Source organism: Zoogloea sp. LCSB751 (assembly GCF_002028455.1).
GTDB lineage: Bacteria > Pseudomonadota > Gammaproteobacteria > Burkholderiales > Rhodocyclaceae > Zoogloea.
This window is the reverse complement of the sequence record NZ_MWUM01000011.1, coordinates 39359-58649: the sequence shown is the minus strand read 5'-3', so window position 1 is coordinate 58649 and position 19291 is coordinate 39359. Positions and strand designations below refer to the sequence as shown.

Below are 19291 nucleotides of genomic sequence, written 5' to 3'. Positions count from 1 at the left end.
TTCATTCGCCCCAACGGTCCTGACAGGGTATCCCTTGGACCTGACGATCCCGCCTTGAGCGCCCAACGGGCCCGGCCTTGCGGTGGAGCGCTGGCGCCCCCAACCTCCACCGTCAGTCGGGAATCGCCTCCTCCGTCGCCACGACGATCGCGAAAACGTCGGCCAGCGTCGCCAGCACCGACGTCTGCAGCGCTTCCGCGCTCACCACGCCGCCGCCCAGCGCCGGCAGACTGCGGGTGGCGGTGCAGTCGGCCGGCACCGTCACCCCGTAACCCAGGCTGTAGGCGCCGCGGGCAGTGGAGTTGACGCAGTTGTGGGTCATGAAGCCGGCGATCACCAGGTTCTTCACGCCCTTCTCCTTCAGCACGGCCTCCAGTTCGGTGCCGACGAAGGCATTCGGCAAGCGCTTCACGACCAGCGGCTCGCCGTCCACCGGCGCCACCGTGTCGGCGATGGCGCCGATGCCGGCGCGGATGTCGAACAGGCTGCCGGGGCCTGAATCGTGCTGCACGTGGATCACCGGCACGCCGAGCCGGCGGGCACGGGCCAGCAGGCGCGCGCAGGCGTCGAGGGCCGGCTCGATGCCGGTCAGCGCCATCGTGCCGCTGCGATAGGTGTTCTGCGCATCGATGAGGATCAGCGCGGATTCGGCGAGGGACGGCGGGGTCATCGGCTTGCCGGCGAGTTGGCGGAGCAGGAAGGGTGCGGACATGGACTTTCTCCAGAACGATTGAAGGTGCGGCCAGCTTAGGCCGGCCGCAGACCTGCGTAAATCGACACCACCGCAGTCCATTCCTGCAAAAATGCAGGCATCTGCATCAATTGGAAATCCGTCATGAACTGGGACGATCTGCGCTTCGTCGTCGAGATCGGGCGGGCCGGCACCCTCGCCGCGGCCGCCCGCCACCTCAGGGTGGACCAGACCACCGTCGCCCGCCGCCTGCGCGCGCTGGAAGACGAACTGGGCGCGGCCCTCTTCGAGCGCGGCGACGGACGCTGGCAGCCGACCGCCATCGGCACCGACGTGCTGCAGCGTGCCGGCCGCATCGAGGAGGACGTGACCGCCCTGCTGCGCGTAGCGGAGGCCGGTGCCGGCGCCGTGAGCGGCCTGGTGCGCGTCACCGCGGTCGGCACCCTCATCGGCGACTACCTGGCGCCGCGGCTGGCCGGCCTGTACGCCCGCCATCCGGATCTGAGCATCGAGCTGATCGCCAGCAACGACAACCTCAACGTGGCCCGCCGCGAGGCCGACATCGCGATCCGCCTGGCCCGCCCGACGCGCGGCGACATCCTGATCCGCAAGCTGGCCGACAGCGGCTTCGCGGTCTACGGCGCCAGCCGCCAAGGCCGGGGCGCGGCCAGCGACTGGGTCGCCTACCTGGACGACCTCGCCCATACGCCGGAAATGCAGGTGCTGGAAAGCCTGCGCGGTGACGGTCGGATCCGCCTGCGCTCGGACAGCCTGCGGGGGCTGATGCGGGCCGTTGCCGACGGCATCGGCTGCGGCATCCTGCCGTGCTTCCTGGCCGACGCCGAGCCGGGCCTGCGCCGCCTGTCCGGCCCCCAGCCGGTGCTGAGCCGGGAGATCTGGCTGCTGATCCATCCCGACGCCCGCCAGCAAGCCCGCGTCGCCGCCACCGCCGACTGGCTGGCCGAATGCTTCGCCGCCGACGGGGCGACCTTCCGCGGCGAACTTCAGTCGCCGACGCGCGTCAGCACATAACCGGCGAACCGGCACTCCACCGTGTCATTGGCCTTCCGGCAGTGCACCGTCTCGCCGCTGTCCGCCAGGCTGCCAAGGATGAGGGCCCGGTCCTCTCCCTGGGGCAGCAGGACCTGGCGCACCGGCGGCCCGTTCTGCACCTGCACTTCCAGCAGCGGATAACCCGCGCTCTCGCGGACGCGGATCTCCTTGAACAACGGAACGTCCTTCCCCAGGTTGCTGATCGCGTAGCGCCCGAGATAGGGCCGGACCCAGCCGGGCTGCGCCGGCGGCGGCAGCTTCTCGCCGACCAGGGCTTCGAGGCCCTGGCGCTCGGCCACCAGCACTTCACGCCCGGCGACGGTACGCCGGCTGAGGCCGCTCTGGCCGATCTCGCCGAGGCCCACCGGGAACAGGCCCAGCAGACGATAGCCCAGCCCCAGGCGCCCATCGGCCCGCGGCGCCAGATCGAGGCGGGTTCCCAGCACCTCGGCGCTCAACGCGTTGCCGCGCCGTTCCACGCGTACATAGCCGAACAGCGTGGCGTAGTCCCCTTCCCAGCGGGTCGCCTCGGCTTCCGGCAAGGGCCCCGCCGCGGCCGGCACGGCAACGGGTGGCGGCCGCAAGCCGCTGCGGGCTTCGAGCACGACCGACAGCACTTCAGTGGCGATCCGGTCCACTGCCGCCGCCGAACCGGCACTGTTGCTGAGCACCACCACCGCCAGCTTGTGCTCCGGCAGGGCCACCAGCGTCGAATGGAAATTGTAGGTCGCGCCGCCGTGGTGCACGACCTTGCCACCGTGCCTGAGCAGCGGCTTGCCGATGAACCAGCCGATGCCGATGCGGCCGTCCAGGTCCAGCGGCACGTCGGCGTTCTGCGGACGCAGCATCTCCGCCACCGTTGCCGCCTTGAGCACTTGGCCTCCTTGGGCCTGGCCGTCGGCGAACACCATCGACGCAAAGCGGGCCAGATCCGTCACGCTGGCATTCAGGCCACCCGCCGGCACATCGCGCAGCGCCGGCTCGTCGCGCAGCTGGCCCTTGTCGTAGCCGCGGGCCATCAGCGGCGACGCCGACGGCCCGGCGCTGAAGGAGGCCTCCGCCATGCCCAGCGGCGCCAGCAGCGACGTACGCAGATGCTCGGCGAACGGCTGGCCAGCGGCCCGCTCCACCGCCGCCCCGACCAGCGTGATGCCGAGGTTGGAATAGGACAGCACGGTACCCGGCGCATAGGCCGTGTCGGTATCGGCCAGCAGCGGAATCACGCTGGTAAAAGGCGGCGGCGTCTCGGTGAAGAAATCCTTCAGGTAATCCCGCGGCAGGCCGGCATGGTGAGTCATCAGGCCACGCAGGGTGATCGGCGGCGCATCGGCAAAGCGGCTGCGGATCGAAAAACCCGGCAGCACGCGGTTCAGCGGCGCGTCGATGTCGAGGCGGCCCTGCTCCGCCAGTTGCATGGCCGCGCTGTCGGTGAACAGCTTGGAGATGGAGCCGACCCGGTAGAGGGTGGCCGGCGTCGCCGGAACGCCCTTTTCCCGGTCGGCGAAGCCGAAGCCCCGCGCCCACAGCAGCTTCTGGTCGTCTACCACGGCCACGCTCAGGCCGACGATGGACTGCTTGCGCATCTCATGTTCGATGAGGCGGGTCGCGTAGTCCTGCACCCGCGCGTCGTCGTTGCGCACCAGCTCCAGCGGACGCGACGGCGCCGCGGCGCAGCCGGCCAGCAACAGTGCCGCCGCCAGGATGCCGGCCCGCGCCAGCGAAAATCCATACACAGCCATGTCAATCATTCCCATGGAATACAAAGACATGACCCTAGCCTATTCTGCAGCCCGGCATCAAGCGCTGTCAGGCGGCTCCGGCACACATCACGAAGCGTCACAAAAGCTTCATTCAAATGGCGTGAATCGCTGACCACAATAACGGTATTACGTTTTGCCATGCCTGTCCCACCACCATGTACCTCAGCGGTCTGATCGTCCACCTCCGCGAATTGCTCGCCAGCGAAGCCCTCAGCTTCGTCTTTCAGCCGATCTTCGACCTCCGTCGGCGAAGCGTGCTGGGCTATGAGACCCTGATGCGCGGCCCGGAGGGCTCCCCGCTGCATACCCCCGAACAGTTGCTGCGCGTCGCCCGCGAGGCGGAACTGGGCCTCGAACTGGAACGCCTGGCCACCCGTCTGGCGGTGGCCGCCTTCGTGGCAGCAGAGTTGCCCGGCCGCCTGTTCATCAATCTGAGCACAGCGATGATCGCCGACCATGCAACTGCCGGCGACCTGCCCGAACTGCTCGCCGGTGCCGGGCTGGCGCCAGAGCGGCTGGTCATCGAACTCCGCCGGCAGGCCAACGACGACGACAGCACGACGCTCACCGGCGCCCTGCATGCCCTCGCGGCGCAAGGGATCGGCATGGCCTTCGATCACCTTGCTCCGGACGCCGACAGCAGCGCACCGCAGCCCGATTTCATCAAGCTCAGCCCGCTGCAGGTGCGTCAGATCCACGCCAATCTGCCGCGCCAGCAGGAAGTGGCAGCCTGCCTCGAACGGGCGGAAACGCTCGGCATACAGCTGGTGGCCGAAGGTGTCGAGGACGCCCGCGAACTGGCGGCCCTCAACGCGCTGGGCTGCGCATTCGCGCAGGGCTTCCTGCTCGGCCGCCCGTCCACCGAGCCCTTCCGGCAGCTGTCCCGCGGCGTCAGCGGCATCCTCGACGCCCAGCGCGGCACGCGCGTGTTGCCGGCAACACCCCGGCCACCGCTCCCTCCCCTGCACTGAGGCTGGGGGATAACACAGTAGGGGCGAATGAATTCGCCCCTACTGATTGCTGGCCGCCAAAGACTCCTGCCACACCGCTTCCAGTTCAAGGCCCCCTTGCCCCGACCAGGCGCCGGAATGCCTCTGGATCCTCTCAAACGGCCGTCAGCTGGGCATATAGCTTGGGGAGACGCGCCGGAAGTTCGGCCGGATTGCGCAGGATGGTGTAACCGGCCGGGCCGAAGAGGTGTGGCAGGTAGCCCTGGCCTTCCTTGTCGATGGTCACGCAGAACGGCCGCACGCCGTCTTGACGGGCGGCATTGAGGCTCATGCGGGTGTCCTCGATGCCGTAGCGGCCCTCGTAGTGATCCACGTCGTTGGGCTTGCCGTCGGACAGGATCAGCAGCAGGCGCAGCGCCTCCGGCCGCTTGGCGAGAATCTGCGTGGCGTAGCGGATGGCGGCGCCCATGCGGGTGTAGAAGCCCGGCTTGAGGGCGCCGATGCGGCCGCGGATGCGGTCGTCCACCTTCTCGCCGAAATCCTTGATGCGGTGGAAGCGGATGTGGTCGCGCCGCCGCGACGAGAAACCGTACAGGCCGAAGGGATCGCCGGTGGCGCCGAGGGCCTCGGAGAACAGCCACAGGCTGTCGCGGATCACGTCGATGACGCGCTGCTCGTCGCTGACCCAGGTGTCGGTGGACAGGGACAGGTCGGCCAGCACCAGGCAGCACAGGTCGCGCTCGCGGCGCTCGCAGGACAAATAACCGCCGCCGCTGGCCGCCACGTGGCCGGTGCGCCGGTCGGCAAAGGCCCGCACGCAGGCGTCGATGTCCAGCTCGGGGCCGTCGGGCTGGTTCTTCAGCCAGCGCTTGGCCGGGGTCAGCGCCTCCAGCTGGCGGCGCAGGCGCCGCGCCGGGCGCACCAGATGCGCCGGCAGGGGGCCGGGCGTCGCATCGCGGGGGTCGAGCACCGTCACGCTGCACATGTCGCGCTTCAGCAGCTGCTTCTTCCAGTCCCATTCGGGCAGCAGGATGCCGGTCTGCAGCGGCACGTCGTCGGCCGCCGCGGACGGCAGGTCCAGGTCGAAGCGCACCTTGGAGGCGGTGTCGTGGCCGTCCTGGGCCACCGCGATCTTGTCCATCTCGCTGGCGGCGCGGGGCGCGTCCTCGCCGTCGCCTTCCTCGTGGCCGCGATTGACCTTCACGTATTCGGCGAAGGACAGCAGGCTCTCGGCGCGGAAAGGCAGGATCAGGCCGTTGCGGCCGTCCGGCATGTCCTCGCGCTGGGCCTGCCGGCGTCTCTCGGTGGCATCCTCCGTCTTGCCGCCTTCCCGCTGTTCGGCCGGTGTCGGATTGGCCGCAGCCTGGCGGCGGTCGATGGCCACCGGCGCCGGGTACAGCCACAGGGCCACCGGCACCGGCGGACGGCGTGCGGACGGCAGCGCGGCGACGCTACCCGGTTCGGCCAGCGCACGCCGGATCGCCGTTTCCACCGCCGCCTCGTCGGCCGGCAGCTTGCGCGGCTCGGGCCGCTCCGCCGTGATCGCCGCCACCAGCCGCCGGTAGCGCGAGCCAAAACCCGGAAATGCCGCCAACGTGGCCGCGCTGGTCTGCTGGTTGGCGACGATCCAGTTGTCCGCGGATAGATCCGCCTCATCCAGCGCCGCCCCCTGGGCGATCAGCCACAGGTAGAGGTCGCGGTTGAGCCCCCGTTCAGGAAATAGCGCGATCTCCGCCGGCAGGCGCAGGGTCTCGGCGTCCCGCGCCGCGTGGGCGATCTTCTCGCCGGTGTGGGCGATGCGCGCCAGCCAGCCGCGCCGCGCGCCGTGCTCGGTCTCGGCGGCCGGCGCCACGCGCAGGCCCGGGTCGCCGCCCAAGGCGCGGAACAGGATGCCGGCGCTGCGCTCGATGTCCGCCAGCCGCACCGCCGCCTGCGGGTATGTGCGCGTCGCCGCCCGCGTGATGAAACGGTGCCACAAGCCACCGATAAACTCTTCCATGTCCGCCCTCCGCCAAGACTGCCGCCGGCCTCCGCATGATCACGAAAGACCGGCACCGCCCCGACTGTACGGGGCATCCCGGCGACGCGTCCCTGTCCTGGCTCAATTTCCGGCTTACCGCGCCGTCCACCCGCCGTCGATCAACTGCACCGAACCGGTGATCGACCTGGCCGCGTCCGAGCACAGGAACACCGCGAAGGCCGCCACCTCGTCCGCCTCGACGAACTGCTTGGTCGGCTGGGCGGCGAGGATCACCTCGCGGATCACCCGCTCTTCCGGCAGGTTGTGCACGACCGCCTGGTCCACCACCTGCTTCTCGATCAGCGGTGTGCGCACGTAGCCCGGGCACAGCGCGTTGCAGGTGATGCCCTGCTCCGCGACTTCCAGCGCCACCGCCTTCGAGAAGCCGACCACCGCATGCTTGCTGGCCGTGTAGGGCGCCTTGAACGGCGACGCAACGATGCCGTGGGCGGAAGCGATATTGACGATGCGCCCCCAGCCCCGCTCCTTCATCGATGGCAGCGCCGCCTTGGTGGTGTGAAACACCGCCGACACATTGATCGCCAGCAACTGGTCCCAGGTCTCGTCCGGGAAGGCATCCACCGCCGCTACGTGCTGGATGCCGGCGTTGTTGATCAGGATGTCCACACTGCCGAAGGCCGCGATGGTGGCCTCGACCAGCCCCCGCGCCGACGCCGGATCGGCCAGGTTAGCCGCCGTGTAGCCCACCTCGCCCCCCGCCTCGGCCGCCAGCTCGGCACGCAGCGCCTCCGCATCGGCCGCCGGCCGCGAACCATTGAGCATCACCTTCGCCCCGGCCTTCGCCAGCGCCCGTGCCACCGCCAGCCCGATACCCGAAGTAGAACCCGTCACCAACGCCGTCTTGCCTGCAAGCATTACCGCTCTCCTCTTTTGTGTTGTGGGTCGCATGCGGGGTGAATCCCCCCGTCAAGCAAGGATGCTAGCGCAGCGGTGCGGGGATGCGGAATCAAGAAGCACGCCACCGCCCGGTTTGCCAACCACTGCACTGCAACCGAGCGTCCCGCATCACACGCCGCCAGCATGTGCATGGCTATGATCGAACAGGCGTTCAACATATGCCCAATGCGAGCACTCAAGTGATTCCAACCGACCGGCTACACCAACTGCTACGTCTGCTCAGCCATCGTCGGGCCATCCCGGCCAATGACCTGCAATACGAGCTGGGCATATCCCGCGCCACGCTGACCCGCTACATACGAGACCTGCGCGACGTGCTCGGCGCACCGGTCGAATTCGACCGCGAACAAGGCGGTTACCGCCTGACCCACGACCGCCACCAGCTCGGCCCCCAGTTCGAACTCCCCGGCCTGTGGTTCACCGCCGAGGAAATCCACGCCCTCCTCACCATGCAATACCTGCTGGCCAACCTGGACACCGGCGGCCTGCTCGGCCCGCATATCCGCCCGTTGCAAACCCGCCTCGGCCACATCCTCGGCAGCGCCGACGATTCCGCCGCCGAAGTGACCCGGCGCATCCGCATCCAGACCGTCGGCGCCCGCAGCTTCCGCCTCGAACACTTCCAGGCCGTGGCCTCCGCCACCCTGCGCCGCCGGCGCCTGGTCATCGAATACCACGCCCGTGGCACAGACCAGCTCACCCGCCGGGAAACCTCGCCCCAGCGCCTCATCCACTACCGGGACAACTGGTACCTGGATGCCTGGTGCCACCTCCGCGGCGAACTGCGCAGCTTCGCGGTGGACGCCATCCAGCGGGCTGAAATTCTCGACCAGCCGGCGCGCGACATCGACGACGCCACCCTCGACCGGGTACTCGGCAGCGGCTACGGCATCTTCGCCGGCGCCGACGTGGAATGGGCGGTGCTGCGCTTCAGCGCCGAACGCAGCCGCTGGGTCGCCACCGAGAAATGGCACCCCGACCAGCAAGGGCGCCTCCTCGACGACGACGGCTACGAACTGCGCGTCCCTTACAGCCAGGAACCTGAACTGCTGATGGACATCCTGCGCCACGGCCGCCACGTGGAAGTGCTCGAACCTGCGGCTTTGCGCGAGGCCGTCCGACGGGAGCATGAAATAGCGGGGAGGAACAATTCGTGATGATCAGGTTTTGAGCATGGGGAATAAGAGAATGGCCGGCATGAACCGCAGGAGCCAAGACACATGAAATTCCCGGACGACATTTTCCTCGCCCACACAGCGGAAAGCAGCGACGGCAGCCCCCGAGCGCATGCGCTTGCGGAACACATGCGGTGCGTCAGCGAAAAGGCTGCGGCCAGCGCCATGCCCTTCGGCGCCGCCGACTGGGCCAGCCTCGCCGGCCTGTGGCACGACCTCGGCAAATATCGCCCCGGCTTTCAGCGCTATATCCGCGACTGCGCCGATGCCCACATCGAAGGCCGCGTTCCGTCGAAGGACAAGACCCACTCGGCCGCCGGCGCCCTGCATGCCATTGAACACCTCAAATCCCGCCTCGGCCCCCGTGGCGAAATGGCTGCCACCGTGCTGGCGTACCTGATCGCCGGCCACCATGCCGGGCTGGCCGACTGGCACGGAGGACTGAAAGGACGTCTCGCATCCGACGATGCCCGCCGCGAATACGCCGACGCCCTCGCAGCCGCCCCGACAGCCATTCTCGAAAACACCACCGCCCTCGAGCTGAAAGACGCTGTACCTGGCGGCCTCCTGACACCCGGCGCCTTCGCCCTATGGCTGCGCATGCTGTTCTCGACCCTCGTCGATGCCGACTTCCTCGACACAGAATCTTTCATGGATACCGGCAAGGCCGATGCCCGCGGCGACTTCCCGCCTCTCGCCGAGATGCACAACGCCTACAACACCCACATGGCCAGCTTCGCCGCCGACACGCCGGTACGCCGGATTCGCGCCGACATCCTGCGCCAGTGTCGCAGCAAGGCCAAGACCGCACCGGGCCTGTACACCCTCACCGTACCCACCGGCGGCGGCAAAACCCTCGCCAGCCTGGGCTTTGCGCTGGATCACGCGCTCGTCCATGACAAGCGGCGCATCATCTACGCCATTCCCTACACCAGCATCATCGAGCAAACCGCCGACGTCTTCCGCGACGTCTTCGCCCCCTTGGGCCGCGAATGCGTCGTCGAACATCACAGCCAGGCCGAAAGCGACCCCGCCGACGAAACCGGCGCCTCGCGCCTTGCCTGCGAAAACTGGGATGCGCCGCTCGTCGTCACCACCAACGTCCAGCTCTTCGAATCTCTCTTCGCCGCCCGCACGTCCCGCTGCCGCAAGCTGCACCGGCTCGTCGGCAGCGTGCTGATTCTCGACGAAGCCCAGCAACTGCCACCCGAATTCCTGCAACCCATCCTCGACGTGCTACGCCTGCTGATCCGCCACTACGGCGTCACCGTAGTGCTATGCACCGCCACCCAGCCCGCCCTGAGCACCACCGACTACTTCGACCCATCGATGAACCTGCGCGGCCTCGACGATGCCACCGAACTGATGGACGACCCCGACGCCCTCTACGCAGCCCTCAAGCGCGTCGACGTTCGCCTGCCGACCGACTTCAACGCCCCCACCGAATGGCCGGCCCTGGCCGACGAACTCACCGACCACGACAGCGTGCTCGCCATCGTCAACACCCGCGGCGGCGCCCGCGAACTCCACCGACGCATGCCCAAGGGCACGCTGCATCTCTCGGCGCTGATGTGCGGCGCCCACCGCAAGGACGTCATCGACCACATCAAGGCCCGCCTCAGCGCCCGCCGGCAGGGCGACGACACGGCACCGCTGCGGGTCGTCAGCACCCAGCTCGTCGAAGCTGGCGTCGATCTCGACTTCCCGGTGGTATATCGCGCCCTGGCCGGGCTCGACTCCATCGCCCAGGCCGCCGGGCGCTGCAACCGGGAAGGTGCCCTGCCCGAGCAGGGCAAAGTTTTTGTCTTCGTGCCACCCGGAAAAATACCCGCAGGCTCGCTCAGTCAAGGCGCTCAAGCCTGCCGCGGCGTACTCCACGGAAAGGTCGAAAACCCCCTCGACCGCAAACTGTTCGAAGCCTACTTCCGCCAGTTCTACGCCACGGTCAATCTCGACCAGCACGGCATCGTCGACCTGCTCAAACTCGCCCCGACCCGCGAAGACCCACTCGCCGTCGCCTTCCGCAGCGCCGCCGACAAGTTCGAGCTGATCCCCGACAACCAGGCACCGGTCGTCGTCCTCTACCGTGGCCCGGACGGCAAGGACGAAAAGGTGGACATACTCCTCGGCGCCCTCAAAAAGGACGGTCCCGAACGCTGGCTGATGCGTGCCCTTCAACGCTACACCGTCAGCCTGCCGCAACAGCAGGCCGAAAGCCTGCTGGCCCAGGGCGACCTGAGCCTCGTCATGCCGGGACTGTACGTACAGGCAAACGATCTGCTCTACGACCCCCAGCTCGGCCTACGCGCCGACGACCAGCCCCTCTCCGCCAGCGGACTCGTCTGCTGAACCGCTGCCCACCCGACATTTCACCTGGAGCCCAAAAGCGAGCCAACGATGAACACATTCTGTCTCGAAGTCAGTGGTCCATTCGCCTGCTTCACACGACCGGAAATGAAGGTCGAGCGCGTCTCCTACGACGTCATCACCCCATCGGCCGCGCGTTCGGTGTTCGAAGCCATCCTGTGGAAGCCGCAGATCCGCTGGCGGATCACGCGTATTGAAGTGTTGAACCCGATCCGCTGGATCAACCTGCGGCGCAACGAGGTCGGGGCCGTCGTCTCGACCCGCAACGTGCAGCAGGCCATGAATGCCGGCAGCGGCTATCTCGGGCTCGACATCGAAGACGAACGCCAGCAGCGCGCCGGCCTCTTCCTGCGTGACGCGGCCTACCGCCTGCACGCAGAGCTAGCCCTTTCGCCCAAGGCCAACGATCCACTCGTCAAATACGCCGAGATGTTCTCCCGCCGTGCCACCAAGGGCCAGTGCGTGAATCAGCCTTACCTCGGCTGTCGCGAGTTCGCCGCCGATTTCCGGTTAGTCGCCGCCTCAGCCGCCGAGCGCCCAGCCATCGACGAGACCCGGGATCTCGGCTGGATGCTCCACGACCTGGACTTCACCTACCCGTGTGCCCCCCAGCCACGCTTCTTCCGTGCGGAGATGAAGAACGGCGTGATCCTCGTGCCGGACTTCGAAACCGGAGAGGTGAAGTCATGATCCTTCAGGCCCTGTACGACTACTACCAGCGCAAATGCGCCTCCGCCGACCCAGCCGAACGGCTGCCGGCTTATGGGCTGGAAGAGAAGGAGATCCCCTTCATTCTCGAAATCACTGCCGACGGCGAACTGGTGCAACTGCGCGACACCCGCAGCCAGGACGGCAAGAAGAGAGTCGGCCGGCGCTACCTCGTTCCGCAGGGCATCAAACGGGCAAGCGGCATTGCAGCCAACCTGCTGTGGGACAACGTCGAGTACGTCACAGGCATTGACACCCGCGGCAAACCGGAACGGGTCGTCGAACAGCATGCGGCTTTTTGTGCCCGTATCAATGCACTCCCGGAATCGGCCCAGGCCGATGCAGGACTGCGGGCCGTGCAGGCCTATCTCAACAAGATCGACCCGGAGCGTCTGGCGCAGGAACCAAGCTTTGCCGACGCGAAGGAAAACAACGCCCTGATGAGCTTCCAGCTCCACGGCGAGCCGCAACTCGTCTGCCAGCGCCCGGCCGTGGCCAGCGCCGCGATGGCTGCCGGCGATCCGGCGGACGACACACCCAGAGCCCTATGCCTCGTCACAGGTCACCCCGCCGAAACCGAACGCCTGCACGCGGCGATCAAGGGAGTGTGGGGGGCGCAGACAGCCGGCGCCAACATCGTGTCCTTCAACCTGGATGCCTTCGAGTCCTACGGCAAGCGAAAACTCCAGGGCGAAAACGCCCCCGTCGGCAAACCGGCCGCCTTCGCTTACACCACCGCGCTGAACCACCTGCTCGGCAAAGGCTCGCGCAACCGCTTCCAGGTTGGCGATGCTTCCACTGTCTGCTGGGTCGAGCAACAAGGCGAAGCCGTCTCCGAGTACGACACCTTGTTCGCCGACATCTTCGGCCAGCACGACAACCCGGATGCCGGGGTGAAAGCGGTGACGACACTTTTCGATTCGGTGCAGAGCGGACGTTTCGACGGTGCCGAAGGCGCTGCCCGCTACTTCGTGCTGGGCCTCGCCCCCAACGCGGCGCGCATCAGCGTGCGCTTCTTCCACACGATGACACTGGCCGAATTGGCGCCACGCATTCTGCAACACTTCAAGGATCTGCAACTCACACACGGCCCGAACGACTCGGACTACCCGTCCCTGTTCCGCCTGCTCACAGCCTGCGCGGCCCAGGGTAAAGCCGACAACATTCCACCCAACCTGGGCGGAGCCATCGTCGACGCCATCCTTGCAGATCCCAACACCCCCTACCCCAGCCTGTGGCTCAACGCCGCCGTCAATCGCTGTCGTGCGGAGCGGGAGGTGAACTACCACCGCGCTGCTGCCATCAAGGCCTGCCTGAACCGATCCATCCGCCGCAATCCGCAGGAAAAGGAGTTCCAACCCATGCTCGACCTCGACAACACCAGCGCGGCCTATCGCCTGGGCCGGCTGTTCGCCGTACTGGAGAAGATCCAGGAAGAAGCCTCGCCGGGCCTCAACGCGACGATCCGCGACCGCTACTACGGCGCCGCATCGTCTACGCCCGTCGCCGTCTTCACCACGCTGCTGCGCCTCAAAAACGCCCACCTCAAAAAGCTTTCCCAGGGCCGTTCGGTGTCGTTTGAAAAGCTGCTCGGCGAGGTGTTGTCCGCGGTCACCGATTTTCCTGCCCACCTGACGCTCACCGACCAGGGCCGCTTCGCCCTCGGCTACTACCACCAGCGCCAAGCCTTCTTCACCAAATCCGACAAGACCGAATCCACCGAGGAGAAACAACAATGACTCTCGCCAACCGCTACGACTTCGTGCTGCTCTTCGATGTGAAGGACGGCAACCCCAATGGTGATCCAGACGCCGGCAACCTGCCGCGCCTCGACGCCGAATCCGGCCACGGACTGGTCACCGACGTGTCCCTCAAGCGCAAGGTCCGCAACTTCGTAGGGCTCGTGAAGGAGCAAGACAGCCGCGATCCGCAGCCAGGCGAAAAACGCTTCGAAATCTACGTCCGTGAAAAAGCCATCCTCAACAACCAGCACCAGCGTGCGTACTCGGCGCTCAAACTCGATGCACCGGAGGAAGCGAACGAGGAATTCACGCTGGAAGCCGACGAACCAGCTGGCAAGAAGAAAAAACCCGCCAAGGAAAAGCGCAAGGGCAGCGCCGACGACGTTGATCAGGCCCGCAAATGGATGTGCCAGAACTTCTTCGACGTACGTACTTTCGGGGCGGTGATGTCTACGGGCATCAACTGCGGCCAGGTCCGCGGCCCGGTCCAGCTCACCTTCGCCCGCTCGGTAGAACCCATCGTGGCCCTGGAGCACTCCATCACCCGCATGGCCGTAGCAACCGAAGCCGAGGCGGAGAAGCAGCAAGGCGACAACCGCACCATGGGCCGCAAGCACACCGTGCCCTACGGCGTTTATATGGCCCATGGCTTCGTATCCTCCTTCCTGGCCAAGCAGACCGGCTTCGGCGAGGAAGACCTGGAATTGCTGTGGCAGGCGCTTGAGAACATGTTCGAGCACGACCGCTCCGCCGCCCGCGGAGAAATGGCGACACGCGGGCTGTACGTTTTCAAGCACGACTCGGAACTCGGCAACGCCCCCGCCCATGAGTTGTTCAAGCGCGTTTCAGCCAAGCCGACAACGGAAATTCCGCGCGACTTCGAAAACTACAAGGTCACGGTGAACGACACCGACCTGCCGACTGGCGTCACGCTGATTCGTCGGGTCGGGTAAGGCAAGTCCTCAACGCCGCCTCCCCCAATACCCCGGGCGGCGGCGCTGATGGGCAATCGCTAGGACTCGCAGGATGTCTCCTTCGACGCAATACACCACCCAATCGGGAAAGGTTTCGAGGGGAAGTCGCCGGGACTGCCGAACGAACGGAGTACCAATACCAGGATGTGCGCGGATCAGCTCAATACTGTTCAGGCGTATCACCGAGGTCTGCATCACGATGGGCAAGCAGGCTGACGATAAGCGCATCCAGATCGTCCGGCGGGAGTTGCAGGGCTTCGGCAACCAGGGCCTGCAAAGGCATGCTGATGATGACGCCTAGACATCGATAACGACTTGAATCTTAGCAGCCACCTCATGCCAGAACCACTCGACCCGATTCCACTTTCGGCCCTCCAGCACTGGGCCTATTGCCCGCGCCAATGCGCGCTCATCCACCTGGAGCAAGCCTTCGAGGACAACGTGTTCACGCTGCGCGGGCAGGCCGTCCATGCCCGTGCCGACCAGCCCGGCGTGGAGGTTCGCGCTGGCTTGCGGGCCGAGCGGGCGCTACCGGTGTTCAGCGACCGCCTCGGCCTGATCGGCAAGGCCGACGTGGTGGAGTTTCAGGCGGACGGCACGCCTTACCCGGTGGAATACAAGCACGGCTCGCGCAACAAGAAGGCGGCCATCGCCGCCTGCGACGACCTGCAACTGGCCGGCCAGGCCCTGTGTCTGGAGGAGATGAGTGGCCGGGCGGTGCCCGAAGGCGCGCTGTTCTACGCCACCTCCAAGCGCCGCCGGGTGGTGCCGATCACGCCGGCGCTACGCACCGCCGTCGAGACCGCTGCCGCAGAAATCCGCGCCATGCTGGCCAGCAGGCAAACCCCGCCACCCGTCAACGACGAACGCTGTCACGCCTGCTCCCTGCGCGACCTGTGCCAACCGGCGGCGCTGTCCCATGGCGCCGACCTGGACCGGCTCCACCAAGCCCTCTTCGACCCGGATGCCTGACCCATGCAACTGCTCAACACCCTCTACGTGACCCTGCCAGAGAGTTATCTGCATCTGGAGAACGACACCCTGCGCATCGAGGTGGAACATGACACCCGCCTGCGCGTGCCGCTGCACCACGTGGGCAGCGTGGTGTGCTTTGGCAACGTGAAACTGTCCACACCCTTGATGCACCGGCTGGCCGACAGCGGCATCGGGCTGGTGCTGCTCGACGGCAACGGCCGTTTCAAGGCACGCCTGGAAGGCCCCGTCTCCGGCAACGTGCTGCTGCGCCAGGCCCAGCACGAACGCTGCCGCGATGCGGGCTTCTCGCTCGCCATCGCCCGCTGCTGCGTGGCCGGCAAGATCAAGAATGCCCGCCAGGTGCTGCAGCGCGGCGCCCGGGAAGCCAAAGAGCCAGGCGATGCCGCCAGCCTGACCCGGGCAGCCGACGATCTCGCCGCCGCCCTGCGCGCCCTCCCCAATGCCACCGACCTGGACACCCTGCGCGGCATCGAGGGCGAAGCGGCCCGCCAGTATTTTGCGGGGCTCAACCTGGTGGTCCGCCCCGAGGCCCGCACCGCCTTCCAGATGGATGGCCGCAGCCGGCGCCCACCCCGTGACCGCATGAATGCGCTGCTGTCCTTCCTGTATTCCATGCTGATGAACGACTGCCGCTCGGCCGTCGAGGCCGCCGGTCTCGACCCGCAGGTGGGCTTCCTGCATGCCTTGCGCCCCGGGCGCGCCGCCCTGGCCCTCGACCTGATGGAAGAATTCCGCGCCATCGCCGACCGCGTCGCGCTGACCCTCATCAACCGTGGCCAGATCGGCGCCGACGACTTCACCGAACGGGAAGGCGGCGCGGTTCTACTCGAAGGCGAGGCCCGCAAAGCCGTGGTGGTAGCCTGGCAGGAGCGCAAACAGGAAGAACTGACCCACCCGCTCCTCGAACAAGCCATCCCACTCGGCGTCGTCCCATTGGTCCAGGCCCGCCTGCTGGCACGCAGCCTGCGCGGCGAAATGCCCGAATACCTACCGTTCGTCATCCGCTGAAAGCACCGCCATGCTCGTCATCGTCTGCTACGACGTGAATACCGAAACCAAAGCCGGCCGCCGACGCCTGCGCCGCGTCGCCAAGGTCTGCGAAGGCATCGGCCAGCGCGTCCAGAAATCCGTCTTCGAATGCCAGGTCAACTTGATGCAGTTCGAAACCCTCGAACGGGAACTCCTCGCCGAAATCGAGTTGTCCGAAGATAATCTCCGCCTCTACCGCCTCCCCGAAAGCCGCGGCTCTGAAGTACGCGAACACGGTACCTTCCGCGCCACCGACTTCAACGGGCCGCTGGTGCTGTAACATCTCTGGCGCGACCCCCTAGTGCCCAGGATTTTCCCGGCAGGTTCGCGCGAACACCAAGTTGTTGATTCAAAGCAGTAAGACAAAACAGAACCTTTCCATGGAACATCCGTCACCACACTTCACGCGCAGGTTCGCGCAAAGCGGACTTTTTCCCGTGACGGATCAGACTTTTGCGCGCGAAGGGATTCGTCCGTTAGCAATAACGGACGTGGATTGAAACCCTTGGTCCCGCGTGCAGCGCCTTGGCGCGTCCACGATTCGTCCGTTAGCAATAACGGACGTGGATTGAAACGTTCGACTATTCGGATGTAGTAGCGGATATCCAGGATTCGTCCGTTAGCAATAACGGACGTGGATTGAAACGACCGTGCTGCTGCCTTGCGCCGCCTCGAAGCCGGATTCGTCCGTTAGCAATAACGGACGTGGATTGAAACAATTAAAAGGGGCAGGAGCTCCCGGTGTGGTCGCTGATTCGTCCGTTAGCAATAACGGACGTGGATTGAAACGTCATCGTGGCGGCCCTCTCCGGCGTGGTGCCCATGGATTCGTCCGTTAGCAATAACGGACGTGGATTGAAACTTTCCGAGCTGTCGCGAATTGCCCTTATCCGGCTGGATTCGTCCGTTAGCAATAACGGACGTGGATTGAAACGTGTTCTCAGGCCGTGATCCGAAGAAGTGCATGAGGATTCGTCCGTTAGCAATAACGGACGTGGATTGAAACAAGACCGAGCTCTGTAACGGGTTCGACCCGGCCCAGGGATTCGTCCGTTAGCAATAACGGACGTGGATTGAAACCTCAGCCATCCGGCGATTGCGCTCGCGCTCTTCGGATTCGTCCGTTAGCAATAACGGACGTGGATTGAAACCTCGCGGCCTGCATGGCAGTCCAGCCCCAGCACAGGATTCGTCCGTTAGCAATAACGGACGTGGATTGAAACCTGCCACGCCGTGTCCAACAGCTCGATGTCCTCGAGATTCGTCCGTTAGCAATAACGGACGTGGATTGAAACAACCTGCGACATGACGGTTAGGCAGGCTTCGGGGAGGGATTCGTCCGTTAGCAATAACGGACGTGGATTGAAACCGCTATGCCTGCGCGGCCGATCAAACAGTCGGGAAGATTCGTCCGTTAGCAATAACGGACGTGGATTGAAACTTTCGCTAGTCCACAATGTCACCGCAGCACCGATGAGATTCGTCCGTTAGCAATAACGGACGTGGATTGAAACTGTGGACTCCCAGGCGCCGCCGGACGGCCCTGATGGATTCGTCCGTTAGCAATAACGGACGTGGATTGAAACATGAAGGATCTGGCCGAATCCGGGAAGCTGGTCAGATTCGTCCGTTAGCAATAACGGACGTGGATTGAAACAGGTGGTAGCCATGCTGGCGTTGACGGTCATGGCGATTCGTCCGTTAGCAATAACGGACGTGGATTGAAACCGCCCGAGCTGGAAAACGAGGCACTTCGCCAGTCCGATTCGTCCGTTAGCAATAACGGACGTGGATTGAAACCGCCTGACGCCAGCGACGACTACAGCGCTGCGGTGATTCGTCCGTTAGCAATAACGGACGTGGATTGAAACTCGGTGGAGGCCGAGCAGTCGGTGGTCGGAGCGTTGATTCGTCCGTTAGCAATAACGGACGTGGATTGAAACAGGACCGTAATAAGGGCAACAAGCGCCACAACCAGAGATTCGTCCGTTAGCAATAACGGACGTGGATTGAAACAGCTTGTTCGCGACTGGCTCGCGAAAGACTGATTGGATTCGTCCGTTAGCAATAACGGACGTGGATTGAAACCGCATCAATGGCGGCCAGTATTCGATTGAGCGCGTGGATTCGTCCGTTAGCAATAACGGACGTGGATTGAAACTCACCGAAGCCAACGCCGACCCCAACGCGCCCAAGCGATTCGTCCGTTAGCAATAACGGACGTGGATTGAAACAACACCACGCAGACGATGGTGATCGAGCTGGGCGCCGGGATTCGTCCGTTAGCAATAACGGACGTGGATTGAAACTCGAGTACAGTAGCACCGATGCGCTGCACACGCAGCGATTCGTCCGTTAGCAATAACGGACGTGGATTGAAACAAAGCTGTGGCCGACAAGATGGCCGAGTACAAGGAGATTCGTCCGTTAGCAATAACGGACGTGGATTGAAACGGACGCCTGCTGGGCCTGCTGCCACAGCGGGTACATTGATTCGTCCGTTAGCAATAACGGACGTGGATTGAAACAACCGAGTAGCAGGGGCTGCCCCGTGGCCGACTCCGGATTCGTCCGTTAGCAATAACGGACGTGGATTGAAACGCAACCTGCTCGCCCAACTCCCGGTTCGCCATCGCGATTCGTCCGTTAGCAATAACGGACGTGGATTGAAACAAGTGGCAGCAACTGCAGCTTGCAAGAGAGGCTGCGATTCGTCCGTTAGCAATAACGGACGTGGATTGAAACCCGCTGGGTCAACGAACCCGATGTCTACGTCACCGGATTCGTCCGTTAGCAATAACGGACGTGGATTGAAACCCTCTCGTATCGTACTTGGCGACAGGCCTGCGCACGATTCGTCCGTTAGCAATAACGGACGTGGATTGAAACCGCTGGTCGGTATTGCCTT

The 19291-nt window shown here is 65.3% G+C and carries 15 protein-coding genes and 1 CRISPR repeat array (1 of these 16 only partly in view); of the genes, 10 read left to right on the top strand and 5 right to left on the bottom strand.

Annotated elements, in window-relative coordinates; genetic code table 11:
- Nucleotides 1-112 precede the first annotated feature (112 nt).
- On the bottom strand, nt 113-712 hold the full coding sequence (locus B4920_RS13865) for a cysteine hydrolase family protein (protein ID WP_079435296.1): 600 nt from the start codon (nt 710-712) through the stop codon (nt 113-115).
- Between the two features lie 123 nt (nt 713-835).
- On the opposite strand from B4920_RS13865, the gene B4920_RS13860 reads away from it, so the two are divergent.
- The gene (locus B4920_RS13860; RefSeq protein ID WP_079435295.1) at nt 836-1723 is read left to right on the top strand and encodes a LysR family transcriptional regulator; all 888 of its coding nucleotides are present in this window, start codon (nt 836-838) and stop codon (nt 1721-1723) included.
- Here B4920_RS13860 and B4920_RS13855 read toward each other — a convergent pair.
- A complete protein-coding gene (locus B4920_RS13855) occupies nt 1696-3483 on the bottom strand; it encodes a serine hydrolase (protein ID WP_161493305.1) in 1788 nt (595 codons plus the stop codon). The genes B4920_RS13860 and B4920_RS13855 overlap by 28 nt on opposite strands.
- A gap of 176 nt (nt 3484-3659) precedes the next feature.
- Between B4920_RS13855 and B4920_RS13850 the strand changes: the two genes are divergently transcribed.
- Entirely contained in the window at nt 3660-4475 is an 816-nt protein-coding gene (locus B4920_RS13850) for an EAL domain-containing protein (RefSeq protein ID WP_079435293.1), read from the top strand.
- A gap of 133 nt (nt 4476-4608) precedes the next feature.
- On the opposite strand, the gene B4920_RS13845 is transcribed toward B4920_RS13850, so the two are convergent.
- A complete protein-coding gene (locus tag B4920_RS13845; protein ID WP_079435292.1) occupies nt 4609-6453 on the bottom strand; it encodes a nitric oxide reductase activation protein NorD in 1845 nt (614 codons plus the stop codon).
- A 114-nt stretch (nt 6454-6567) separates the two neighbouring features.
- A complete protein-coding gene (locus B4920_RS13840; RefSeq protein ID WP_079435291.1) occupies nt 6568-7350 on the bottom strand; it encodes a 3-hydroxybutyrate dehydrogenase in 783 nt (260 codons plus the stop codon).
- Nucleotides 7351-7571: 221 nt separating this feature from the next.
- Here B4920_RS13840 and B4920_RS13835 point away from each other — a divergent pair, with 221 nt between their 5' ends.
- From B4920_RS13835 to cas7c, 5 genes are all read left to right on the top strand, one after another.
- On the top strand, nt 7572-8549 hold the full coding sequence (locus B4920_RS13835) for a YafY family protein (protein WP_088179469.1): 978 nt from the start codon (nt 7572-7574) through the stop codon (nt 8547-8549).
- 63 nt (nt 8550-8612) lie between these two features.
- A complete protein-coding gene (locus B4920_RS13830) occupies nt 8613-10916 on the top strand; it encodes a CRISPR-associated endonuclease Cas3'' (protein ID WP_079435289.1) in 2304 nt (767 codons plus the stop codon).
- Between the two features lie 48 nt (nt 10917-10964).
- A complete protein-coding gene (gene cas5c, locus B4920_RS13825; protein WP_079435288.1) occupies nt 10965-11624 on the top strand; it encodes a type I-C CRISPR-associated protein Cas5c in 660 nt (219 codons plus the stop codon).
- Nucleotides 11621-13381: a type I-C CRISPR-associated protein Cas8c/Csd1 gene (gene cas8c / locus B4920_RS13820; protein ID WP_079435287.1), complete on the top strand. Its 1761-nt coding sequence runs from the start codon at nt 11621-11623 to the stop codon at nt 13379-13381. The genes cas5c and cas8c overlap by 4 nt, the downstream gene beginning before the upstream one ends.
- On the top strand, nt 13378-14337 hold the full coding sequence (gene cas7c, locus B4920_RS13815; protein WP_079435286.1) for a type I-C CRISPR-associated protein Cas7/Csd2: 960 nt from the start codon (nt 13378-13380) through the stop codon (nt 14335-14337). Before cas8c ends, cas7c begins: the two co-directional genes overlap by 4 nt.
- Before the next feature lie 181 nt (nt 14338-14518).
- Here cas7c and B4920_RS30755 read toward each other — a convergent pair whose 3' ends face one another.
- Nucleotides 14519-14641, bottom strand: coding sequence for a hypothetical protein (locus B4920_RS30755; protein ID WP_256376087.1), 123 nt, complete (start codon nt 14639-14641; stop codon nt 14519-14521).
- A gap of 53 nt (nt 14642-14694) precedes the next feature.
- Here B4920_RS30755 and cas4 point away from each other — a divergent pair, with 53 nt between their 5' ends.
- Genes cas4 through cas2 form a run of 3 tightly spaced genes read left to right on the top strand, consistent with a single transcriptional unit; the run spans nt 14695 to nt 16663 of the window.
- Nucleotides 14695-15330: a CRISPR-associated protein Cas4 gene (cas4, locus tag B4920_RS13810; protein WP_079435285.1), complete on the top strand. Its 636-nt coding sequence runs from the start codon at nt 14695-14697 to the stop codon at nt 15328-15330.
- 3 nt (nt 15331-15333) lie between these two features.
- Complete coding sequence (gene cas1c / locus B4920_RS13805; protein ID WP_079435284.1) at nt 15334-16362, top strand: type I-C CRISPR-associated endonuclease Cas1c; 1029 nt, start codon at nt 15334-15336, stop codon at nt 16360-16362.
- Between the two features lie 10 nt (nt 16363-16372).
- Nucleotides 16373-16663 carry a CRISPR-associated endonuclease Cas2 gene (gene cas2, locus B4920_RS13800; protein WP_079435283.1) on the top strand — a complete coding sequence of 97 codons (291 nt, stop codon included), beginning with the start codon at nt 16373-16375 and terminating at the stop codon, nt 16661-16663.
- Between the two features lie 186 nt (nt 16664-16849).
- Nucleotides 16850-19291: a CRISPR direct-repeat array (repeat unit 37 nt; unit sequence GATTCGTCCGTTAGCAATAACGGACGTGGATTGAAAC) (it continues 10214 nt past the right edge of the window).